18 protein-coding genes are annotated in these 18,612 nt (G+C 71.8%); 7 read left to right on the top strand and 11 right to left on the bottom strand.

The features are described 5' to 3' along the window. Nucleotides 1-4 precede the first annotated feature (4 nt). Nucleotides 5-499: a DUF3145 domain-containing protein gene (locus ACIBCJ_RS08650; RefSeq protein WP_365979200.1), complete on the top strand. Its 495-nt coding sequence runs from the start codon at nt 5-7 to the stop codon at nt 497-499. Between the two features lie 76 nt (nt 500-575). Here ACIBCJ_RS08650 and ACIBCJ_RS08655 read toward each other — a convergent pair whose 3' ends face one another. From ACIBCJ_RS08655 to fasR, 5 genes are all read right to left on the bottom strand, one after another. Beyond that, the gene (locus tag ACIBCJ_RS08655) at nt 576-1,865 is read right to left on the bottom strand and encodes a beta-ketoacyl-[acyl-carrier-protein] synthase family protein (protein ID WP_362099040.1); all 1,290 of its coding nucleotides are present in this window, start codon (nt 1,863-1,865) and stop codon (nt 576-578) included. An 87-nt stretch (nt 1,866-1,952) separates the two neighbouring features. Next, complete coding sequence (locus ACIBCJ_RS08660) at nt 1,953-2,201, bottom strand: acyl carrier protein (RefSeq protein ID WP_362099037.1); 249 nt, start codon at nt 2,199-2,201, stop codon at nt 1,953-1,955. A 102-nt stretch (nt 2,202-2,303) separates the two neighbouring features. Further along, the gene (locus ACIBCJ_RS08665) at nt 2,304-3,371 is read right to left on the bottom strand and encodes a ketoacyl-ACP synthase III (protein ID WP_362507691.1); all 1,068 of its coding nucleotides are present in this window, start codon (nt 3,369-3,371) and stop codon (nt 2,304-2,306) included. 16 nt (nt 3,372-3,387) lie between these two features. Then, on the bottom strand, nt 3,388-4,314 hold the full coding sequence (locus ACIBCJ_RS08670) for an ACP S-malonyltransferase (protein WP_365979201.1): 927 nt from the start codon (nt 4,312-4,314) through the stop codon (nt 3,388-3,390). Between the two features lie 89 nt (nt 4,315-4,403). Next, nucleotides 4,404-5,609 (bottom strand): fatty acid biosynthesis transcriptional regulator FasR, encoded by a 1,206-nt coding sequence (fasR, locus tag ACIBCJ_RS08675; protein ID WP_362099028.1) that lies wholly within the window; start codon nt 5,607-5,609, stop codon nt 4,404-4,406. Between the two features lie 61 nt (nt 5,610-5,670). On the opposite strand from fasR, the gene ACIBCJ_RS08680 reads away from it, so the two are divergent. Then, nucleotides 5,671-6,327 carry a pirin family protein gene (locus ACIBCJ_RS08680; RefSeq protein ID WP_362099309.1) on the top strand — a complete coding sequence of 219 codons (657 nt, stop codon included), beginning with the start codon at nt 5,671-5,673 and terminating at the stop codon, nt 6,325-6,327. A gap of 10 nt (nt 6,328-6,337) precedes the next feature. Here the strand turns inward: ACIBCJ_RS08680 and ACIBCJ_RS08685 are convergent, their stop codons facing one another. Next, on the bottom strand, nt 6,338-7,156 hold the full coding sequence (locus ACIBCJ_RS08685; RefSeq protein ID WP_365979202.1) for a serine hydrolase domain-containing protein: 819 nt from the start codon (nt 7,154-7,156) through the stop codon (nt 6,338-6,340). A 19-nt stretch (nt 7,157-7,175) separates the two neighbouring features. Beyond that, complete coding sequence (locus ACIBCJ_RS08690; protein ID WP_365979203.1) at nt 7,176-7,643, bottom strand: GNAT family N-acetyltransferase; 468 nt, start codon at nt 7,641-7,643, stop codon at nt 7,176-7,178. A 96-nt stretch (nt 7,644-7,739) separates the two neighbouring features. On the opposite strand from ACIBCJ_RS08690, the gene ACIBCJ_RS08695 reads away from it, so the two are divergent. Both ACIBCJ_RS08695 and ACIBCJ_RS08700 read left to right on the top strand, forming a co-directional pair. Beyond that, nucleotides 7,740-8,225, top strand: coding sequence for a MerR family transcriptional regulator (locus ACIBCJ_RS08695; RefSeq protein ID WP_365979204.1), 486 nt, complete (start codon nt 7,740-7,742; stop codon nt 8,223-8,225). Further along, nucleotides 8,222-9,235 carry an aldo/keto reductase gene (locus ACIBCJ_RS08700; protein WP_365979205.1) on the top strand — a complete coding sequence of 338 codons (1,014 nt, stop codon included), beginning with the start codon at nt 8,222-8,224 and terminating at the stop codon, nt 9,233-9,235. Before ACIBCJ_RS08695 ends, ACIBCJ_RS08700 begins: the two co-directional genes overlap by 4 nt. Nucleotides 9,236-9,269: 34 nt before the next feature. Here the strand turns inward: ACIBCJ_RS08700 and ACIBCJ_RS08705 are convergent, their stop codons facing one another. The 3 genes from ACIBCJ_RS08705 to ACIBCJ_RS08715 form a co-directional block, all read right to left on the bottom strand. Further along, a complete protein-coding gene (locus ACIBCJ_RS08705) occupies nt 9,270-10,130 on the bottom strand; it encodes a DUF4429 domain-containing protein (protein ID WP_365979206.1) in 861 nt (286 codons plus the stop codon). A gap of 66 nt (nt 10,131-10,196) precedes the next feature. Beyond that, nucleotides 10,197-11,417, bottom strand: coding sequence for an alpha/beta hydrolase family protein (locus ACIBCJ_RS08710; RefSeq protein WP_362099010.1), 1,221 nt, complete (start codon nt 11,415-11,417; stop codon nt 10,197-10,199). A 54-nt stretch (nt 11,418-11,471) separates the two neighbouring features. Further along, the gene (locus ACIBCJ_RS08715; protein WP_365979207.1) at nt 11,472-12,155 is read right to left on the bottom strand and encodes a TetR family transcriptional regulator; all 684 of its coding nucleotides are present in this window, start codon (nt 12,153-12,155) and stop codon (nt 11,472-11,474) included. Between the two features lie 114 nt (nt 12,156-12,269). Between ACIBCJ_RS08715 and ACIBCJ_RS08720 the strand changes: the two genes are divergently transcribed. Together ACIBCJ_RS08720 and ACIBCJ_RS08725 are read left to right on the top strand one after the other, a co-directional pair. Then, on the top strand, nt 12,270-13,880 hold the full coding sequence (locus ACIBCJ_RS08720; RefSeq protein WP_362099005.1) for an MFS transporter: 1,611 nt from the start codon (nt 12,270-12,272) through the stop codon (nt 13,878-13,880). A gap of 306 nt (nt 13,881-14,186) precedes the next feature. Beyond that, on the top strand, nt 14,187-14,495 hold the full coding sequence (locus ACIBCJ_RS08725; RefSeq protein WP_365979282.1) for a small hydrophobic protein: 309 nt from the start codon (nt 14,187-14,189) through the stop codon (nt 14,493-14,495). 346 nt (nt 14,496-14,841) lie between these two features. On the opposite strand, the gene aceE is transcribed toward ACIBCJ_RS08725, so the two are convergent. After that, the gene (aceE, locus tag ACIBCJ_RS08730; RefSeq protein ID WP_362099002.1) at nt 14,842-17,598 is read right to left on the bottom strand and encodes a pyruvate dehydrogenase (acetyl-transferring), homodimeric type; all 2,757 of its coding nucleotides are present in this window, start codon (nt 17,596-17,598) and stop codon (nt 14,842-14,844) included. Between the two features lie 432 nt (nt 17,599-18,030). Between aceE and ACIBCJ_RS08735 the strand changes: the two genes are divergently transcribed. Further along, nucleotides 18,031-18,468, top strand: a complete 438-nt coding sequence (locus ACIBCJ_RS08735; RefSeq protein ID WP_166661640.1) for a DUF3052 domain-containing protein — start codon at nt 18,031-18,033, stop codon at nt 18,466-18,468. Nucleotides 18,469-18,612: the final 144 nt, after the last annotated feature.

The following is an 18,612-nucleotide window of genomic DNA, read 5'->3' on the forward strand; positions in this document are numbered from 1 at the left end:
TCCGGTGACGACACGTGGAGTCCTGTACGTGCACTCCGCGCCGCGCGCGCTCTGCCCGCACGTCGAGTGGGCCATCGCCGGCGTCCTCGGCACGCGCGTCGGCCTGGACTGGACCCGGCAGCCCGCCGCGCCCGGCACCTGGCGCTCGGAGTTCTCCTGGCAGGGGCAGGCCGGCATCGCCTCCAAGCTCGCCTCCGCACTGCGCGGCTGGCAGCTGCTGCGCTTCGAGGTCACCGCGGAACCGTCCGCGAACGCCGAGGGCGAGCGCTACAGCTGCACTCCCGACCTCGGCATCTTCCACGCCGTCACCGGCATCCACGGCGACATCATGATCCCCGAGGACCGGCTGCGGGCCGCCCTGGTCCGCTCCCAGCGCAGCGAGACCGACCTGGAGTCGGACATCGCCAAGCTCCTCGGCAAGCCCTGGGACGACGAACTGGAGTCCTTCCGCCACGCCGGCGAGGGCGCCCCGGTCCGCTGGCTGCACCAGGTGGTGTGACCCCCCGTCCGTCGCGTACGCACGTGAAGGGCCCCCACCGGCCGGTGGGGGCCCTTCACGTGCGTACGGCGGTCGCTCAGACCGTCCGGAAGGCGAGGACCACGTTGTGCCCGCCGAAGCCGAACGAGTCGTTCAGCGCGGCGATGCGGCCCTCGGCCGGGAGCTTGCGGGCCTCGCCGCGGACGATGTCCGCGTGGGCCTCGGCCTCCGGGTCGAGGTTCTCGACGTTGATGGTCGGCGGCGCCACCCTGTGGTACAGGGCGAGCACGCTCGCCACCGACTCCACGCCGCCCGCGCCACCGAGGAGGTGACCGGTCATCGACTTGGTGCCGGAGACCGCCATGTGGTCGACGTGGTCGCCGAGGACCTTGCGCAGCGCCTTCAGCTCGGCGATGTCACCGGCCGGCGTCGAGGTCGCGTGCGCGTTGACGTGCACGATCTCGGCCGGGTCCAGGTCGTTGCCGTCCAGCAGGTTCTGCAGGGCGGCGGAGATGCCGCGGCCCTCCGGCTCCGGCTGCACGATGTCGTGGCTGTCGGCGGAGATGCCCTGGCCGACCGCCTCCGCGTAGACGCGGGCACCGCGCGCGGCGGCGTGCTCGGCGGACTCCAGGACCAGGACGCCGGCGCCCTCGCCGAGGACGAAGCCGTCGCGGGCCGTGTCGAAGGGGCGCGAGGCACCCTGCGGGTCGTCGTTGTTCTTGGACATCGCCATCATGTTGCCGAACGCGGCGATGGGCAGCGGGTGGATCGCCGCCTCCGTGCCGCCCGCGACGACGACGTCGGCGCGGCCGGTGCGGATCATCTCGATGGCGTACCCGATGGCCTCGGCGCCCGAGGCGCAGGCGGAGACCGGGGTGTGCACGCCCGCGCGGGCGCCCACGGCCAGGCCCACGTTGGCCGAGGGGCCGTTCGGCATCAGCATGGGGACGGTGTGCGGGGAGACGCGGCGGACGCCCTTCTCCTTCAGCACGTCGTACTGGTCCAGCAGCGTCGTCACGCCGCCGATGCCGGAGGCGATGACCGCGCCGAGCCGGTCGGGGTCGACGTGGGCCGCCCCGTCCTCGGTGGGGCTCTCGCCCGCCTTGCCGGAGTACCCGGCGTCCTTCCACGCCTCCCGGGCCGCGATCAGCGCGAACTGCGCCGAGCGGTCCAGACGGCGGGCCTGCGGCCGCGGGATGACCTCGGAGGGGTCCACGGCGGCGGACGCGGCGATGCGGACCGCCTGGTCGGCGGCCCACTCCTGCTCCAGGGGCTTGACGCCGGACCGGCCGGCGATCAGGCCCTCCCAGGTCGAGGCTGCGTCGCCACCCAGCGGTGTGGTTGCGCCGATACCGGTGACGACCACGGTGCGATTGGTCGAGCTCACGGGAATTCTTTCTCCAACGGGATACGGATTCGTACGGCGCCACCGCCGGGCGGCGGGGCAGTCTGCCCAGGGACAGTGATCGGTCGATCAGCCCTGGTTCTTGAGGATGTAGCTGGTCGCGTCGCCGACCGTCTTGAGGTTCTTGACGTCCTCGTCCGGGATCTTGACGTCGAAGCGCTCCTCGGCGGCGACGACGACCTCGACCATGGACAGCGAGTCGACGTCCAGGTCGTCGGTGAAGGACTTGTCCAGCTGGACGTCCTCAACCGGGATGCCGGCGATCTCGTTCACGATCTCCGCGAGACCGGCGACGATCTCTTCCTGAGTGGCGGCCATGATGGCGCTCCTTCTTTGTTGTCCAGAGGGTGTGGCGGCCCGCCGCGTCGCGGCGGGTGCTGCTGCTCTCCGTCCCGGACCGCATGATCCGGCACGCAGTGCCTAGGGGAGGGTAACGACCGTCGCGGCGTAGACGAGACCCGCCCCGAAGCCGATGACGAGCGCGGTGTCGCCGCTCTTCGCGTCGCCGGTCGCCAGGAGCCGCTCCATCGCGAGCGGGATCGAGGCGGCCGAGGTGTTGCCGGTGGTGCGGATGTCACGGGCGACCGTGACGTGCTCCGGCAGCTTCAGCGTCTTCACCATCGAGTCGATGATCCGCACGTTGGCCTGGTGCGGGATGAAGACGTCCAGGTCGTCCGGGCTGATCCCGGCCGCGTCCAGCGCCTGCTGCGCGACCTTCGCCATCTCGAACACGGCCCAGCGGAACACCGCCTGGCCCTCCTGCGTGATCGCAGGAAACTTGACGTTGCCCTCGGAGTCGAGGGGGAGTTCGGAGACGTCACCGGTGGGGGTCCCCCCGCCGGAGCGGAGCCGGAGGTGGGGGAGGAAACGGTCCCAGGAGACCGTCTGCTTGATCGTTTCGGCCTTGTCGCCCTCCGAGCCCCACACCGTCGGACCGATGGCCGGCTCCTGGGACGGACCGACCACCACCGCGCCGGCGCCGTCGCCGAACAGGAAGGCCGTGGCCCGGTCCTCCAGGTCGGTCAGGTCGGACAGCCGCTCCACGCCGATGACCAGCACGTACTCGGCCGAACCTTCGACGATCATGCCCTTGGCGAGCGTCAGCCCGTAGCCGAAGCCCGCGCAGCCCGCCGAGATGTCGAAGGCCGCGGCCCTGTCCGTGCCGAGCCGGTCGGCGATCTCGGTGGCGATGGCCGGGGTCTGGCTGAAGTGCGACACGGTCGAGACGACCACGGCACCGATCCGCGAGGCGTCGATCCCGGCGTCGGCCAGTGCCTTGCCGGAGGCCTCCACCGACATCGCGGCGACCGTCTCCTCCGGGCCGGCCCAGTGCCGGGTCTCGATGCCGGAGCGCGAGCGGATCCACTCGTCGGACGAGTCGATCTTCTCGAGGATCACCTCGTTCGGCACCACCCGCGTCGGGCGGTAACCGCCGACGCCGAGGATGCGCGCGTACGGGGCGCCCTTGCTGGGCTTGATCTTCGACATGCTCTCGCGCTCCTTGTCAGGCCTGGGTGTGCTCGGCGACGAGCTCGCGGGCCGCGTCGAGATCGGCGGGGGTCTTCAGGGCCAGCGTCTTCACCCCGGGCAGGGCCCGCTTGGCCAGCCCGGTCAGCGTGCCGCCCGGGCACACCTCGATGAGTGCGGTGACGCCCAGCTCCTTGAACGTCTCCATGCACAGGTCCCAGCGCACCGGGTTGGCGACCTGGCCGACCAGCCGGTCGAGGAGCTCGGTACCGGAGGCGACGACCTGCCCGTCCTTGTTGGAGACGTACGCCACCTTCGGGTCGGCCGGCGTCAGCGCCTTCGCGGCCTCGGCGAGCTCGTCCACCGCGGGCGCCATGTGGCGCGTGTGGAAGGCGCCGGCCACCTTCAGCGGGACGACCTTGCGGACGCCCTCGGGCTTGTCCTCGTTCAGCGCGGCCAGCTGCTCCATCGTGCCGGCGGCCACGATCTGACCGGCGCCGTTCATGTTCGCCGGGGTCAGGCCGAGCCTCTCCAGGTGCGCGACGCTCACCTCGGGGTCGCCGCCGAGCAGCGCCGACATGCCGGTCTCGGTGACCGCGGCGGCCTCGGCCATGGCCAGGCCGCGACGGCGTACCAGGGTCAGCGCGGCGGTGTCGTCCAGGACGCCCGCGAAGGCGGCGGCGGTGATCTCGCCGACGCTGTGGCCCGCGACCACGCCCGGTGCGATCTCGGACATGTCACCGAGTGCCGCGGCGGACAGGAGTCCGGCGGCGACGAGCAGCGGCTGGGCCACGGCCGTGTCACGGATCTCGTCCGCGTCGGCCTTGGTGCCGAAGTGGACGAGATCGAGTCCGATGGCGTCGGACCACGCGGCGACGCGGTCCGCGGCGCCGGGGAGGGCGAGCCAGTCAGTCAGGAAGCCGGGCGTCTGGGCGCCCTGGCCGGGAGCGACGAGTACGAGCACTCTCACACTCTCTCTTGAGGACGGCCACGGCCGCCCGTGGGGACAGGGACGAAGAACAGGAGCGGGATTTGTGGAACCCGCACAAAATCCTAGAGCTGTTGATCTCCATCGGCCAGACGCCCCAGGATGAGCGCGATCCGCAGTGTGAACGCAGACCGTACATCAGAGGGCGACCATCCGGTGACGTCAGTCACACGTCGGAGCCGGTAGCGCACGGTGTTCGGGTGAACGAAGAGCATCCGGGCGGCGCCCTCCAGACTGCTCGCCTGTTCGAGATAGACGCTGAGCGTCTCCAGCAGCGCCGCCCCGGCCTCCTCCAACGGTCTGTAGATCTCCTCCACCAACTGCTCGCGAGCGGAGGGGTCGGAGGCGATCGCGCGCTCCGGCAGCAGGTCGTCGGCGAGCACCGGGCGCGGAGCGTCCGGCCAGGCGGTGCACGCCTTGAGCCCGGCGGCGGCGGCCTGCGCGGACCGGGTCGCGGCCAGCAGGTCGGGCACCACGGGCCCGGCGACGACCGCACCCTGCGCGAACGGTCCGATCAGCGACTTCGCCACCGCCAGCGGATCGTTGCGGCCGCCGGCGATGACCACCAGACGGTCCCCGAGCACCCCGGTCAGCACCTGGAGCTTGGCGTGCCGGGCCGCGCGCCGGATGGCCTCCACGGTCAGCTCGGAGTCCCCGTCGGGAGCGGTGCCCAGCACGACGCACACGTGCTCCGGCGAGTTCCAGCCGAGGGCGGCGGCCCGGGACACGGCGCCCTCGTCGGCCTCGCCGCTGAGCACGGCGTTCACCACCAGCGACTCGAGCCGCGCGTCCCAGGCACCGCGTGCCTCGGCGGCCTGGGCGTACACCTGGGCGGTCGCGAAGGCGATCTCCCGGGCGTACACGAGCAGCGCCTCGCGCAGCACCGACTCGTCGCCGGGGGCCGCCACCTCGTCGATGGCGGACTCCATCACCTCGATGGTGGTGCGCACCATCTCCACGGTCTGCCGCAGCGTGATCGCCCGGGTCAACTCGCGCGGCGCGGTGCCGAAGACGTCGGTGGAGATGGCCTGCGGCGCGTCCGGACGCCGGAACCACTCGGTGAACGCGGCGATGCCGGCCTGGGCGACCAGCCCGATCCAGGAACGGTTCTCCGGTGGCATGGCCCGGTACCACGGCAGCGTCTCGTCCATGCGCGCGATGGCCTGCGCGGCGAGCGATCCGGAGGACTGCTCCAGCCGTTTCAGCGTCGCGGTGTGCGGGTGGGCGGGCTGGGCGGGGGCGTCGGGCTTGCCGGTTTCGGGTTCGGGCACGGGACAAGACTGCCTTATCGGGACGGGCGGCTGTGCCCCCGGGGCTACGGTGAACGATGTGATGGACGTACGCCGCGCCGACGAGCGCTACCCCGGAGGCGACCCGGAGGCGGGCATCGAGTCGCGCCACGCCTTCTCCTTCGGCCCGCACTACGACCCCGACAACCTCCGCTTCGGTGCCCTGCTCGCCTGCAACGAGGAGCGCCTCGCCCCCGGCGCGGGCTTCGACGAGCACCCGCACAGCCACACCGAGATCGTCACCTGGGTGACGGAGGGCGAGCTGACCCACCGCGACAGCACCGGCCACGAGACGGTGGTCCGCGCCGGGGACGTGCAGCGCCTCAGCTCGGCGGGCGGCGTCCGGCACGTCGAGCGCAACGACGCGTCGGTCCCCCTCGCCTTCGTCCAGATGTGGCTGGCCCCGCGCGATCCCGGCGGCGACCCCGCCTACGAGATCGTCCGCGGCATCGCCGACTCCACCCCGTACGCCGTCCCCGAGGCCGGCGCCCTGCTGCACGTCCGCCGCCTGTCGCCGGGGGAGCGGACCGCGGTGCCGGACGCGGCGTACGTCTACGTCCACGTCGTGCGCGGCCGGGTCCGCCTCGGCGACCGGGAACTCGGCCCGGGCGACGCGGCCCGCGTCACGGACGCCGACGGGGTCGAGGCGGTGGCGGTGACGGGGGCCGAGACACTGATGTGGGAGATGACCCGGACCTGACAGGGCCGGGCTACCGGGCCTCGGCGAGCACCGCGTCCGTGAAGGGGGGCCAGGCCTCGGCGGCCCACGGACCGAAGGCGCGGTCGGCGAGGGCCACGCAGGCCATGCCCGCGTCCGGGTCGATCCACAGGAACGTGCCGGACTGGCCGAAGTGCCCGAAGGTGCGCGGCGAGGACGAGGCGCCGGTCCAGTGCGGGGACTTGCCGTCGCGGATCTCGAAGCCGAGCCCCCAGTCGTTGGGGTTCTGGTGGCCGTAGCCCGGCAGGACGCCCTTGGTGCCCGGGTACTGGACGGTCATGGCCTCGGCGACCGTGCGCGGGTCGAGGAGCCGCGGCACCTGCACCTCGGCGGCGAACCGGAGCAGGTCCTCGACCGTCGACACGCCGTCCTTCGCCGGGGAGCCCTCAAGGGAGGTCGCCGCCATGCCCAGCGGCTCCAGCACCGCCTGCCGCGCGTACTCGGCGAACGGCATGTCCGCGGCCTTCGCGATGTGGTCGCCGAGCTGCTCGAAACCGGCGTTCGAGTACAGCCGGCGCTCCCCGGGCGCGGAGGTCGCGCGGTGCTCGTCGAAGGCAAGACCCGAGGTGTGCGCGAGCAGGTGACGGACCGTCGCCCCGGGCGGCCCTGCGGGCTCGTCCAGCTCGATCGCGCCCTCCTCGTACGCCACCAGCGCCGCGTACGCCGCGAGCGGCTTGGTGACCGACGCGAGCGGGAAGCGGTGCGTGGCCGGGCCGTGGGTGCCGAGGGTGGTGCCGTCGGCCCGTACGACGCCCGCGGCGGCGGTGGGGACCGGCCAGTTCTCGATCAACGCCAAGCTCTTCAAGGACATGCCACCGAGCCTAAGCGGCTCAGAGGTACAGCCTCATCGAGGGGGTCGTGTCGCGGGTGAAGCCCATCGACGCGTACAGGGGCTCGGCGTCGGGGGAGGCCGTGAGCATGACGTGCCCGGCGCCCTGCTCGCGGAACCACTCCAGCAGCTCGTCCATGCACGCGCGCGCGTACCCGCGGCGCCGGGCGTCCGGGTCGGTGGCGACGCTGAAGACGTACCCGAGCAGGCCCCCCGGCCGGCCCGGCCCGCCGATCCGGTACTCCAGGGTCCCCACCACCAGCGCCGCCAGCGCGTCCGGCCGCCCGGGACGGTCGACCACGAAGGCCGCGAAGCCCCCGTCCGGATCGGCGAGCCTCGCCCGCAGGGCCGGCAGGGACGCCGCCTGCCAGTCGGTGGAGGCGTCGGGGTTCATGGAGGCGATCATCACCTGGCGCAGCCGGAGGACTTCCTCCGCGTCCTCGGCCGTGGCACGGCGTACAAGACTCATGCCGGCACGGTAGTGACCGGCGGGGCCGGGTGTCCCGCGCATTTCTCACCGGTGGAGCTTGCCTGGAGTGCACTCCAAGGTCATAGCGTGGTGGCCATGACGGTGATGCAGACCACGGCCGGGACCCTCGCACCGAACGCCACCAGAACGGACATCTGCTCCGCCCCGCCCCGGCGCCACCCGCGCCCCGACGGGCAGGACCAGTACACGATCAGCGAGGTCGTCGCCTTCACCGGCCTGACGGCCCACACGCTGCGCTGGTACGAGCGGATCGGCCTGATGTCCCACATCGACCGCTCGCACACCGGACAGCGCCGCTACAGCAACCGCGACCTGGACTGGCTCGACTTCGTCGGCAAGCTGCGGATGACCGGCATGCCGGTCGCCGACATGGTGCGGTACGCCGAGATGGTGCGGGCGGGCGAGGACACCTACCTCGACCGGCGGGAGCTGCTGGAGTCCACCCGGCGCGACGTGCTGACGCGGATCGCCGAACTCCAGGACACCGTCGCCGTGCTCGACCGCAAGATCAGTTTTTACGGGGACGCGGGACGTGCCCGTGACACGGAGGGGACCCGATGACCGACAGCAGCATGCCCACCGCCCGGCTCGGCGACGGCGGCCCGGAGGTGGGCGTCCAGGGTCTGGGCTGCATGGGGATGAGCTTCGCCTACGGACCGGCGGACGCCGACGCGTCGCGGGCGACCCTGGAGCGGGCGCTGGAGCTGGGCGTCACGCTCTACGACACCGCGGACGTCTACGGGCTCGGCGAGAACGAGAAGTTCCTGGCGCCCTTCCTCCGCGCGCACCGCGACGAGGTCGTCCTCGCGACCAAGTTCGCCCTCTCCCTGGACCACGTCGACCCGACGAAGCGCACCATCCGGGGCGACGCGACGTACGTCCGCCAGTGCGTCGAGGCGAGCCTCGAACGCCTCGGCGTCGACGTGATCGACCTCTACTACATGCACCGCCGCGACGTGAACGTGCCGATCGAGGAGACCGTCGGCGCCATGGCCGACCTGGTGCGCGAGGGCAAGGTCAAGCACCTGGGCCTGAGCGAGGTCACCGCCGGGGAACTGCGGGCCGCCCACGCCGTCCACCCGATCGCGGCCGTCCAGTCGGAGTGGTCGCTGTTCAGCCGGGACATCGAGGCGGGCGTGGTGCCGGCCGCCGCCGGGCTGGGCGTCGCCCTGGTGCCGTACTCGCCGCTGGGCCGGGGCTTCCTCACCGGTTCCGTCACCGGTACCGACGGTCTCGCCGCCGACGACTTCCGCCGTCAGCAGCCCCGGTTCACCGGCGACAACGCGCGGGCCAACGCGGCCCTCCTCGACCCGGTCCGCACCGTCGCCGAGGCCCACGGCGCCACCCTCGGCCAGATCGCCCTGGCCTGGGTGCAGCAGCGTGCCCGGGTGCACGGCCTGCCGGTGATCCCGATCCCGGGGACCCGGAAGCCGGCGCGGGTGGAGGAGAACACCGCGGCGACCGGGATCGTACTGACGGAGGACGAGCTGTCCCTGCTGGAGCCGATCGCGGAGAAGGTCGCGGGCGACCGCTACGCGGACATGACGTTCAGCTCCGCCGGCCGGGAGTGAGCCGCACCCGCAACGGGACCGCACCCGGCGGACGCTAGAGCTGGGCGAGCAGCTCCGCCTTCTTGGAGGAGAACTCCTCGTCCGTCACCAGCCCCTGCTGGTGCAGCTCTCCGAGGTGCCGTATCCGCTCGGCGATGTCCGCGGGGTCCCGCCGGGGCGCCGGCACCGGCACGGGCGCCACGGCGCTCCGCTCCCGCACCGCCGCCGCCACCGCCGCCGCGAACGGCAGCGACTCGTGCACCGGTCCGTATCCCAGCCCGAAGACGACCGCCGCCGGATCCTGGTCGGCCTGGGGCACGGCCGGGGCGGCCGAGGCGTCCGCGTCGCGCGGCAGCAGCCGCAGGTAGCCGTCGAACACCTCCGGGGAGCGCCACTCCACCCCGCCCAGGCCGGCCACCGGGAAGCGCTGGTCGCCGGCCTTCCACTTCGCCGAGGACGCGCCCGTCCAGAACCACCGGAAGGACACCGCCTCCCCGTCGAAGGACGCCTTGCCGTCGTACGCCTTGAAGTGCAGCGGCGCCTCGGGCGGGGCCACCAGGAAACGCTCCGTCCTGCCGGACCCGGTCAGCAGCGCCCGCAGCTCGTCGGCGTAGTACTCCGCCAGCGTCTCCCGCTCGGCCGGCAGCACCAGCCGGTAGGGGTCGCAGCCCTCCTTCAGCTGCCCGGCTGCCGCCTCCATCAGCGGATCGGCGCCCGCGCGCGGTTCGAGGCGCAGCACGACGCTGCCGCGCCGGCCGGGCGTCAGCGTGACGCCCTCGATCGCCGCCAGGGGCACACGGCGCTCCCCCAGGGCCTGAAACAGCTTGGGTGTTCGAATCCCCCGTTCGTAGCGGATGAGCACGGAGTCGGACTCGAACTCCCAGGTGGCATGAAATCCGGCCAGTACGTCACCCATGCGGCTCATCGTATGCGGCACGAGCCTCTCCGTCCCCTCTCCGTGCAAACCGGAGTTTCTGCGCCTCTACGCGCGTCCGGCCGCCGTCGCCACGGACAAATCCGCCCGGCATGTGTCGGAGTCGCCGGCGCAGGCGACCGTGCGGTACGCGCCAACGCCGATCCCCGCGAAGTTGCGCAGGCTGTCCGTCCCGGGGACGAAGTAGCCGCTGTGCCCCCGGGCGCTCCGCGCCGACAGCACCCGTGCCCCGAAGCCGGCGGACACCGGATCGGCACCGTGCCCGAGGCCGCCGACCTCCAGGTACGGCACGTCCTGGATCCAGTCGTCGGCGTCCCGCATCGCCCACACCCGGGCGTCGGTGTCCAGGCGGGAGGCGCTCGCGGCGCGCATGCCGGGGCTGCCGGCCACCGCGATGTCGGTCACCCGGCGGGGCAGTGTGTCGGCGGCCAGGCCGCACACCACCGAGCCGTAGCTGTGGCAGAAGAGGGAGACCGGGGACCGGCCGGGCAGCGCCCGCAGCAGCGCGTTCAGCCGCGCGGCCCCGTGCTCGGCCCGGTTCGCGGTGGCCGCCTCCATGCCGAGGCCGCTGGGGGAGGTGTAGTCGGCCCAGGCGATCACGGCCGTGCCGGTGGCGGGGCTCGCCGCGCGCTCGGCCGCGTACAGCGACTCGGCCATGCCGACGGGCGCCGCGTACTTCTTGTGGTCGGTGCGCTGGAAGGTGACCAGCTCCGTGTCGACGCCGGGCACGACGACGGACACCCGGTCGGCGCGGTTCAGGTTCCCGAACACCTCGGCGACCCGGCCCGACCCCGCCGGGTCGAAGGCGAGGATGTGCCGGCCGGGTTCGAGCAGCGACTCGTAGCTGTGCATCCGCCGCCCGGCCTCGCGCTGCCCGGCGAGGGACAGGCGCTTGTCGTGCACCCGGCCGAGCTCCACCGACCGCGCCTTGCGCAGTGCGGAACGGTTGGCGAGGTAGCGCAGCTCGACGGGGGCGCCGTTCATGTTGCCGACGGCCAGCGGATAGCGGTGGGCCAGGCTCGTGCGCTGCCACGCGGTGAGCGAGGAGAAGAAGCGGGCGAGGCGGGCGGGAGCCGCCTGCGCGTCGGGCAGCCGCCGTCCGTCGATCCGGCCGTGCTCCCAGGCCGAGACCGACGCTTCGAGGGCGGTGGGGCCCCGCTGGTTGCGCAGGGCGGTCCAGCCGGTGGTCGCCAGCATCACGAACACCACGGCCAGAGCGAGCAGGGCGCGCCAGACGTTCAGCTGCGGGGAGGTGTCGAAGGAAGTCACTGGGAGGACACACTAGGAGAACGGGCCGGTCTCGCGTGAATCCAGTGACACGGATCACGTTTCGGCGCGACGCCAGTTCCCGGTGAGCGCGGGCGTCACCTGGTCGAGGTAAGCGGCCGTCAGGTCCCGCAGGTCGGCCAGGCCGGCGTCGTCGCGCGCCGACCAGATCCGTTCGGTGACCCGCATCACCGCTCCGAACACGGCCACGACCACGCGGGGCCGCGGGTCCGCGTCCAGGTCGAGGCCCTCCCGCGCGGCGACGACGCGGGCGATCTCCTCCTCCAGTTCCGTCGCCCGCCGCAGGTGGGCGGCGAGCAGGGCGGGAGTCGACTCGATGACCCGGTAGAAGCGCATGTGCAGTTCGAGCGGGATCAGTTGCTCGACCGCCTCGCCGATGGTGCTCCAGCTCTCGCCGAGAGCCGTCCGCAGCGCGTCCAGGGGGGCCTCGTCCGGCGGGCGCGCGTGCACGGCCTCGACGAAGCGCGACTCCGCGAGCCGCGACACGAAGAACGCGGCGTCCTCCTTGGAGGCGAAGTAGCGGAAGAAGGTGCGCTGCGAGACCTCCGCCGCCTCGGCGATGTCGTCGACGGTCGTCTCCTCGTAACCGCGCTGCGTGAACAGTTCGAGGGCGGAGCGCAGCAGCAGGTCCCGGGTGCGCTGCTTCTTGAGTTCGCGCAGGCCGGGACGGGAGGCCGCGGCAGCGGTCCCCGGCGGCGCCGACGTGCCGGCCACCTTCAAAAGTCGTCTCCTTCGTGCGGTTTCCGCAGCTCAGGCTATCGGGGGATGTCCTGTCAGTTACTGACTCGTGAATCCGTTTGTCAACTGTCAGCGGCTGTCACTAGCCTCAGCGGTATGACTAGTCAGACCACCATCGACAAGCTGGGACCGGGTGAAGGCACCCCGGCGGGTTCGTCGCCCGCCAAGGGATGGCGCGGCCATCCGTGGGTCACCCTCGTCACGGTCGCGGTCGGGGTCATGATGGTGGCCCTGGACGGCACCATCGTGGCGATCGCCAACCCGGCCATCGGCAAGGACCTGGGCGCCAGCTGGTCCGAACTGCAGTGGATCACCAACGCCTACTTCCTCGCGCTCGCGGTCTCCCTGATCACCGCGGGCAAGCTCGGCGACCGCTTCGGTCACCGGCAGACCTTCCTCATCGGTGTGGCGGGCTTCGCCGCGTCCTCCGGCGCCATCGGGCTGTCCGACAGCATCGCGATGGTCATCGTCTTCCGCGTCTTCCAGGGGCTGTTCGGCGCGCTGCTGATGCCGGCCGCGCTCGGCCTGCTGCGGGCCACCTTCCCGGCCGAGAAGCTCAACATGGCCATCGGCATCTGGGGCATGGTCATCGGTGCCTCCACCGCGGGCGGCCCGATCCTGGGCGGGGTGCTGGTCGAGCACGTCAGCTGGCAGTCGGTGTTCTTCATCAACGTGCCGGTCGGCGTCGTCGCCGTGGTCCTCGGCGTGCTGATCCTGCTGGACCACCGGGCCGAGAACGCCCCGCGCTCCTTCGACGTCGTCGGCATCGTGCTGCTGTCCGCGTCGATGTTCGCTCTCGTCTGGGCGCTCATCAAGGCGCCCGAGTGGGGCTGGGGTTCCGGCCAGACCTGGCTGTACATAGGCGGGTCGGTGGTGGGCTTCGCCCTGTTCTCCTTCTGGGAGACCAGGGTCAAGGAGCCGCTGATCCCGCTGGGCATGTTCCGCTCGGTGCCGCTGTCGGCCGGTGTGGTCCTGATGGTCCTGATGGCCATCGCCTTCATGGGCGGCCTGTTCTTCGTCACCTTCTACCTGCAGAACGTGCACGGCATGAGCCCGATCGACGCGGGCCTGCACCTGCTGCCGCTCACCGCCATGATGATCGTCGCCTCGCCGCTGGCCGGCGCGATGATCACCAAGGTCGGCCCCCGCATCCCGCTCGCGGGAGGCATGGTGTGCACCGCGATCGCCATGTACGGCATGTCCACCCTGGAGACGGACACCGGCAGCCTGGCGATGTCCGTGTGGTTCGCGCTGCTCGGTCTCGGTCTCGCCCCGGTCATGGTGGGCGCCACGGAGGTCATCGTGGGGAACGCCCCCATGGAGCTGTCGGGCGTCGCGGGAGGCCTCCAGCAGGCGGCGATGCAGATCGGCGGCAGCCTGGGTACGGCGGTGCTGGGAGCCGTCATGGCCTCCAAGGTCGACAACGACCTGGCGGGCAACTGGGCCGACGCCGGACTGCCCGAACTCACGCCGGCCCAGCAGGAGCTGACCGGCCAGGCCGTGCAGCAGGGCATCGCACCGGTGCCCGAGGGCACCCCGGCCGCGGTCGCCGCGAAGATCGCGGACGTCGCCCACGACACCTTCATCTCCGGCATGAGCCTGGCCTCGCTGGTCGCGGCCGGGGTCGCGGTCGTGGCGGTGTTCGTCGCCTTCCTCACCAAGCGCGGTGAGAACGCGGAGGCGGGCGCGGGCGTGGGCCACATCTGACCCACACCCCGGAATCTCCGGGCCCGTGCGGCCTCGTGGCCGCACGGGCCCGTGATTTTTTCGGCCCGCCCCGTCGCCCGGTTCCGCCATCAGGGTGACCGGGCGGACGAACGCCCCCGCCGCCGGTGTCCGCAGGTCACAGTGGGTCAAGTCCTCCGCAGGGCACGGAGGGTGAGAGGCCGCGGCGTGCCGCCGGAGGGGGGCGGCGCGCGGGCGGCACGCCCGAGGCGGGCTCGGAAACGGCCTGAAAGAGGCATGACACGTCACACGCGGGTACCCGAACTCCACAAGGAGTCGAGGGAGTTGATGATGGCGAGCTTCGGACAGGAATCGCGCAGGCACCCCCGCTCACGTGGCCGGACGGGGTCACGGAGCGGGCCGGACCGCGCGACACTCGGGATCATCGGAATCGTCTGCGCGATCGTCGGTTTCTTCGCGCTGGGCATCCTGCTCGGCCCCGCGGCGATGGTCTGCGGCTGGCTCGCGATGGGCCGCAGCTGGGCGGGTTCCCGCTCGGTGCCGGCCGTCGTCGCCCTGGTCCTGGGGGCCATCGACATGCTCCTGGCACTCATCTGGCTCGTCGGAGCGGCGAGTCCGGGCTACGGCATGTTCTAGCCGCACATCGCGGCATCACCCGTCGCCCGGGTGTTCCCACCCCCGCCCGTCACGGGCGGGGGTGAGCCATGTGCGCTGCGGGCCACGTCGTCGGACGCCGTAGGTTCTTGCCGGCGCCGCAGGTCTCACCGGCGCCACAGGTCACACCGGCGTATGTCCATGCCCTTCCCGGCCGCCGACGCCGACCCAGGTCCCGCCCACGCCGTCCGTACGCCGACGCCGGCCGCCGCCTGTCCCCGCCGGCCGCCGTCCGTCCACGCCGGCCCCCGCACGTGCACATCGGCCCCCGCACGTGCACGCCGGCCGCCGCGCTGCCGCGGCGGCCGGCGTCCCGTCCGTGTCCGTCCTACGCGTCCCCGCCGGCCACCCCCGGGTCCGCCGCGGTCACGTCGAGCAGGCGGTACCGGTCGATCGCCTGCTTCAGCACCGACCGGTCGACCTTGCCCTCCCGCGCCAGCTCGCTGAGCACGCCCACCACGATCGACTCCGCGTCGATGTGGAAGAAGCGCCGCGCCGCGCCGCGGGTGTCCGCGAAGCCCCAGCCGTCCGCGCCCAGCGACTGGTACGTCCCCGGAACCCACCGCGCGATCTGGTCCGGCACCGACCGCATCCAGTCGGACACCGCCACGAACGGCCCCTGCGCACCCGCCAGTTTCCGCGTCACGTACGGCACCCGCTGCTCCTCCTCGGGGTGCAGCAGGTTGTGCTCCTCGCAGGCCACGGCATCGCGCCGCAGCTCGTTCCAGGAGGTCGCCGACCAGACGTCGGCCCGCACGTTCCACTCCTCGGCGAGGATCCGCTGCGCGTCCACCGCCCACGGCACCGCGACGCCCGAGGCCATGATCTGCGCCGGGATCGAGCCGCCGGTGCCCTCGCTGAAGCGGTAGACGCCCTTGAGGATGCCCTCGACGTCCACGTTCTCGGGCTCGGCCGGGTGCCGGATGGGCTCGTTGTAGACGGTGAGGTAGTAGAAGACGTCCTCGCCGTGCGGGTGCTGGTCGTCCCCGCCGTACATGCGGCGCAGCCCGTCCTTGACGATGTGCGCGATCTCGAACCCGAAGGCGGGGTCGTACGCCACGCACGCCGGGTTGGTGGAGGCCAGCAGCTGCGAGTGGCCGTCCGCGTGCTGGAGGCCCTCGCCGGTCAGGGTCGTACGTCCGGCGGTCGCGCCCAGGACGAAACCGCGCGCCAGCTGGTCACCCATCTGCCAGAACTGGTCGCCGGTGCGCTGGAAACCGAACATCGAGTAGAAGACGTAGACCGGGATGAGCGGCTCGCCGTGCGTGGCGTAGGCCGAGCCGGCCGCGATCAGCGAGGCCGTGCAGCCGGCCTCGGAGATGCCGTCGTGCAGCATCTGGCCGTTCGGCGCCTCCTTGTAGGCGAGCAGCAGGTCGCGGTCCACGGACTCGTACTGCTGGCCGAGGGGGTTGTAGATCTTCGCACTCGGGAAGAACGAGTCCATGCCGAAGGTGCGGTACTCGTCCGGGGCGATCAGCACGAACCGCTTGCCCAGCTCCTTGTCCCGCATGAGGTCCTTGAGGAGCCGCACGAAGGCCATCGTGGTCGCGATGGACTGCTGGCCTGAGCCCTTCTTCACGGTCGCGTACGTCTTGTCGTCCGGCAGGGCGAGCGGCTTGGACCGCACGACGCGGGTCGGCACGTAGCCGCCGAGGCCGAGCCGGCGGTCGTGCATGTACTGGATCTCCTCCGTGTCCCGGCCCGGGTGGTAGTACGGCGGCGGGCCGGACTCCAGCTCCTTGTCGGAGATCGGCAGGTGCAGCCGGTCGCGGAAGCGCTTGAGGTCGTCGACCGTCAGCTTCTTCATCTGGTGCGTGGCGTTGCGGCCCTCGAAGTTCGGACCCAGCGTCCAGCCCTTGATCGTCTTGGCCAGGATCACCGTCGGCTGGCCCTTGTGCTCCAGGGCCGCCTTGTAGGCCGCGTAGATCTTCCGGTGGTCGTGACCGCCGCGCCCCAGGTGCAGGATCTGGTCGTCGGTCATGTTCTCGACCATCGCGCGCAACCGGTGGTCGTCGCCGAAGAAGTGGTCGCGGATGTAGGCGCCGGACTCGGTCGCGTACGTCTGGAACTGGCCGTCCGGGGTCGTGTTCATGCGGTTGACCAGCACGCCGTCGCGGTCCTGGGCGAGCAGCGGGTCCCAGGTGCGGTCCCAGACCAGCTTGATCACGTTCCAGCCGGCACCGCGGAAGACCGACTCCAGCTCCTGGATGATCTTCCCGTTGCCGCGTACCGGGCCGTCCAGGCGCTGGAGGTTGCAGTTGACCACGAAGGTCAGGTTGTCCAGGCCCTCACGGGCGGCGATGGACAGCTGGCCCAGCGACTCCGGCTCGTCCATCTCGCCGTCGCCGAGGAAGGCCCACACGTGCGACTTCGAGGTGTCCGCGATGTCGCGCGCGTGCATGTAGCGGTTCATCCGCGCCTGGAAGATCGCGCCGATCGGGCCGAGGCCCATGGAGACCGTCGGGAACTCCCAGAAGTCCGGCATCGACCGCGGGTGCGGGTACGACGACAGCATGTGCGGCGCCTTGGACTTCTCCTGGCGGAAGCCGTCCAGGTGCTGCTCGCTCAGCCGGTCCAGCAGGTAGGCGCGCGCGTAGATGCCGGGGGAGGCGTGCCCCTGGAAGAAGACCTGGTCGCCGCCGTCGCCCTCGTCCTTGCCCCGGAAGAAGTGGTTGAAGCCCACGTCGTACAGGGAGGCGGAGGAGGCGAAGGTCGCGATGTGGCCGCCCACGCCGATGCCGGGCCGCTGGGCGCGCGAGACCATCACCGCCGCGTTCCACCGGGTGGCGTTGAGGATCTTGCGCTCGATCTCCTCGTTGCCGGGGAAGAACGGCTCGCTCTTGGTCGGGATGGTGTTGACGTAGTCCGTGCTGCGCATCTCGGGCACGGCCACGCGCTTCTCGCGGGCCCGCTCGATCAGCCGCAGCATCAGGTACCGGGCCCGCTCCCGGCCGCGCTCGTCGACGGCGGCGTCCAGGGAGTCGAGCCACTCCCGGGTCTCCTCGGGATCGAAGTCAGGGACCTGACTCGGAAGGCCGCCAATGATGATCGGACTGCGATCACTGCGATCGGATGCGGAAGCCACGCTGTTCCTTCGCTGTCAGAGGGCCGTGTTTCCGGGGTTCTACCCGGGTGTCTGCGCCGATTCCCCCGCCGGTTCCCCATCGTGTACCTCGCGGGGGCAATCGTCATCTGTACCGTGGGGTAACCGGTTCTCCCATGAGAATCGGGGGCACGTTCATTCGAGTCTCGTACCCACACGTGGTTCCCAAATACGCAAACGGGGCAGATAGGTGTGGTGTACGTCACCTTCGGGCTGGACGGCATGGCTGGAGTTGCGGCGACACGGCCGGGATCGTCACCGTTTCGGCGGTCCCAGACGCCGGGTACTTGCGCGATCCGTCCCGCCCGTGTGGACTACGGCCAAGCTTCGCGCACGCGCGTGGCTGAAGATTCCCCCAGGCCCGGTGGACGGGCCCGGGGGCACCCCATCCGAAAATTGATCAGGAGGCAACCCGTGAGCGCGACCGCGGACCACGCGGAGGAGCGGACGAACCCTGCCGCCAGGCTGGGTTTCCAGCCCGGGCAGGTGGTCCAGGAGATCGGCTACGACGACGACGTCGACCAGGAGCTCCGCGAGGCCATCGAGGGCGCCGTCGAGGGCGAGCTGGTGGACGAGGACTACGAGGACGTGGCCGATGCCGTCGTGCTGTGGTTCCGTGACGACGACGGCGACCTGACGGATGCGCTGGTGGATGCCACCACGTACATCGAAGAGGGCGGGTCGATCCTCCTTCTCACGCCGAAGACCGGCCGTGACGGGTACGTCGAGGCCAGTGACATCTCGGAAGCCGCGACGACCGCCGGACTGACGGCGTCCAAGAGCGTCAGCGTCGGCAAGGACTGGAGCGGCAGCCGGCTGGCGACGCCCAAGGCCGCCAAGTCCAAGCGGTAGCCCGCCGGGCTCCGTGAGCTTCCGGACCCGGGGGGGGGGGGGGGGGGGGGGGGCGCCGGCCCCGGCGGGGGGGGGGGGCGCCCCGCGGGGGGGGGGGGGGGGACAAGAATAAAGAACACACGAGCAGCACCCCAAAACCACGCC

This window comes from Streptomyces sp. NPDC051136 (genome assembly GCF_044455745.1).
Lineage (GTDB): Bacteria > Actinomycetota > Actinomycetes > Streptomycetales > Streptomycetaceae > Streptomyces.

Coding starts and splice junctions, on each gene's coding strand:
- ACIBCJ_RS08725 (WP_365979282.1), top strand. CDS start 14,187: ATGATGGCGAGCTTCGGACAGGAATCGCGCAGGCACCCCCGCTCACGT.
- ACIBCJ_RS08705 (WP_365979206.1), bottom strand. CDS start 10,130: ATGGGTGACGTACTGGCCGGATTTCATGCCACCTGGGAGTTCGAGTCC.
- ACIBCJ_RS08695 (WP_365979204.1), top strand. CDS start 7,740: ATGACGGTGATGCAGACCACGGCCGGGACCCTCGCACCGAACGCCACC.
- ACIBCJ_RS08660 (WP_362099037.1), bottom strand. CDS start 2,201: ATGGCCGCCACTCAGGAAGAGATCGTCGCCGGTCTCGCGGAGATCGTG.
- ACIBCJ_RS08700 (WP_365979205.1), top strand. CDS start 8,222: ATGACCGACAGCAGCATGCCCACCGCCCGGCTCGGCGACGGCGGCCCG.
- ACIBCJ_RS08685 (WP_365979202.1), bottom strand. CDS start 7,156: ATGTCCTTGAAGAGCTTGGCGTTGATCGAGAACTGGCCGGTCCCCACC.
- ACIBCJ_RS08690 (WP_365979203.1), bottom strand. CDS start 7,643: ATGAGTCTTGTACGCCGTGCCACGGCCGAGGACGCGGAGGAAGTCCTC.
- ACIBCJ_RS08680 (WP_362099309.1), top strand. CDS start 5,671: ATGGACGTACGCCGCGCCGACGAGCGCTACCCCGGAGGCGACCCGGAG.
- ACIBCJ_RS08720 (WP_362099005.1), top strand. CDS start 12,270: ATGACTAGTCAGACCACCATCGACAAGCTGGGACCGGGTGAAGGCACC.
- ACIBCJ_RS08665 (WP_362507691.1), bottom strand. CDS start 3,371: ATGTCGAAGATCAAGCCCAGCAAGGGCGCCCCGTACGCGCGCATCCTC.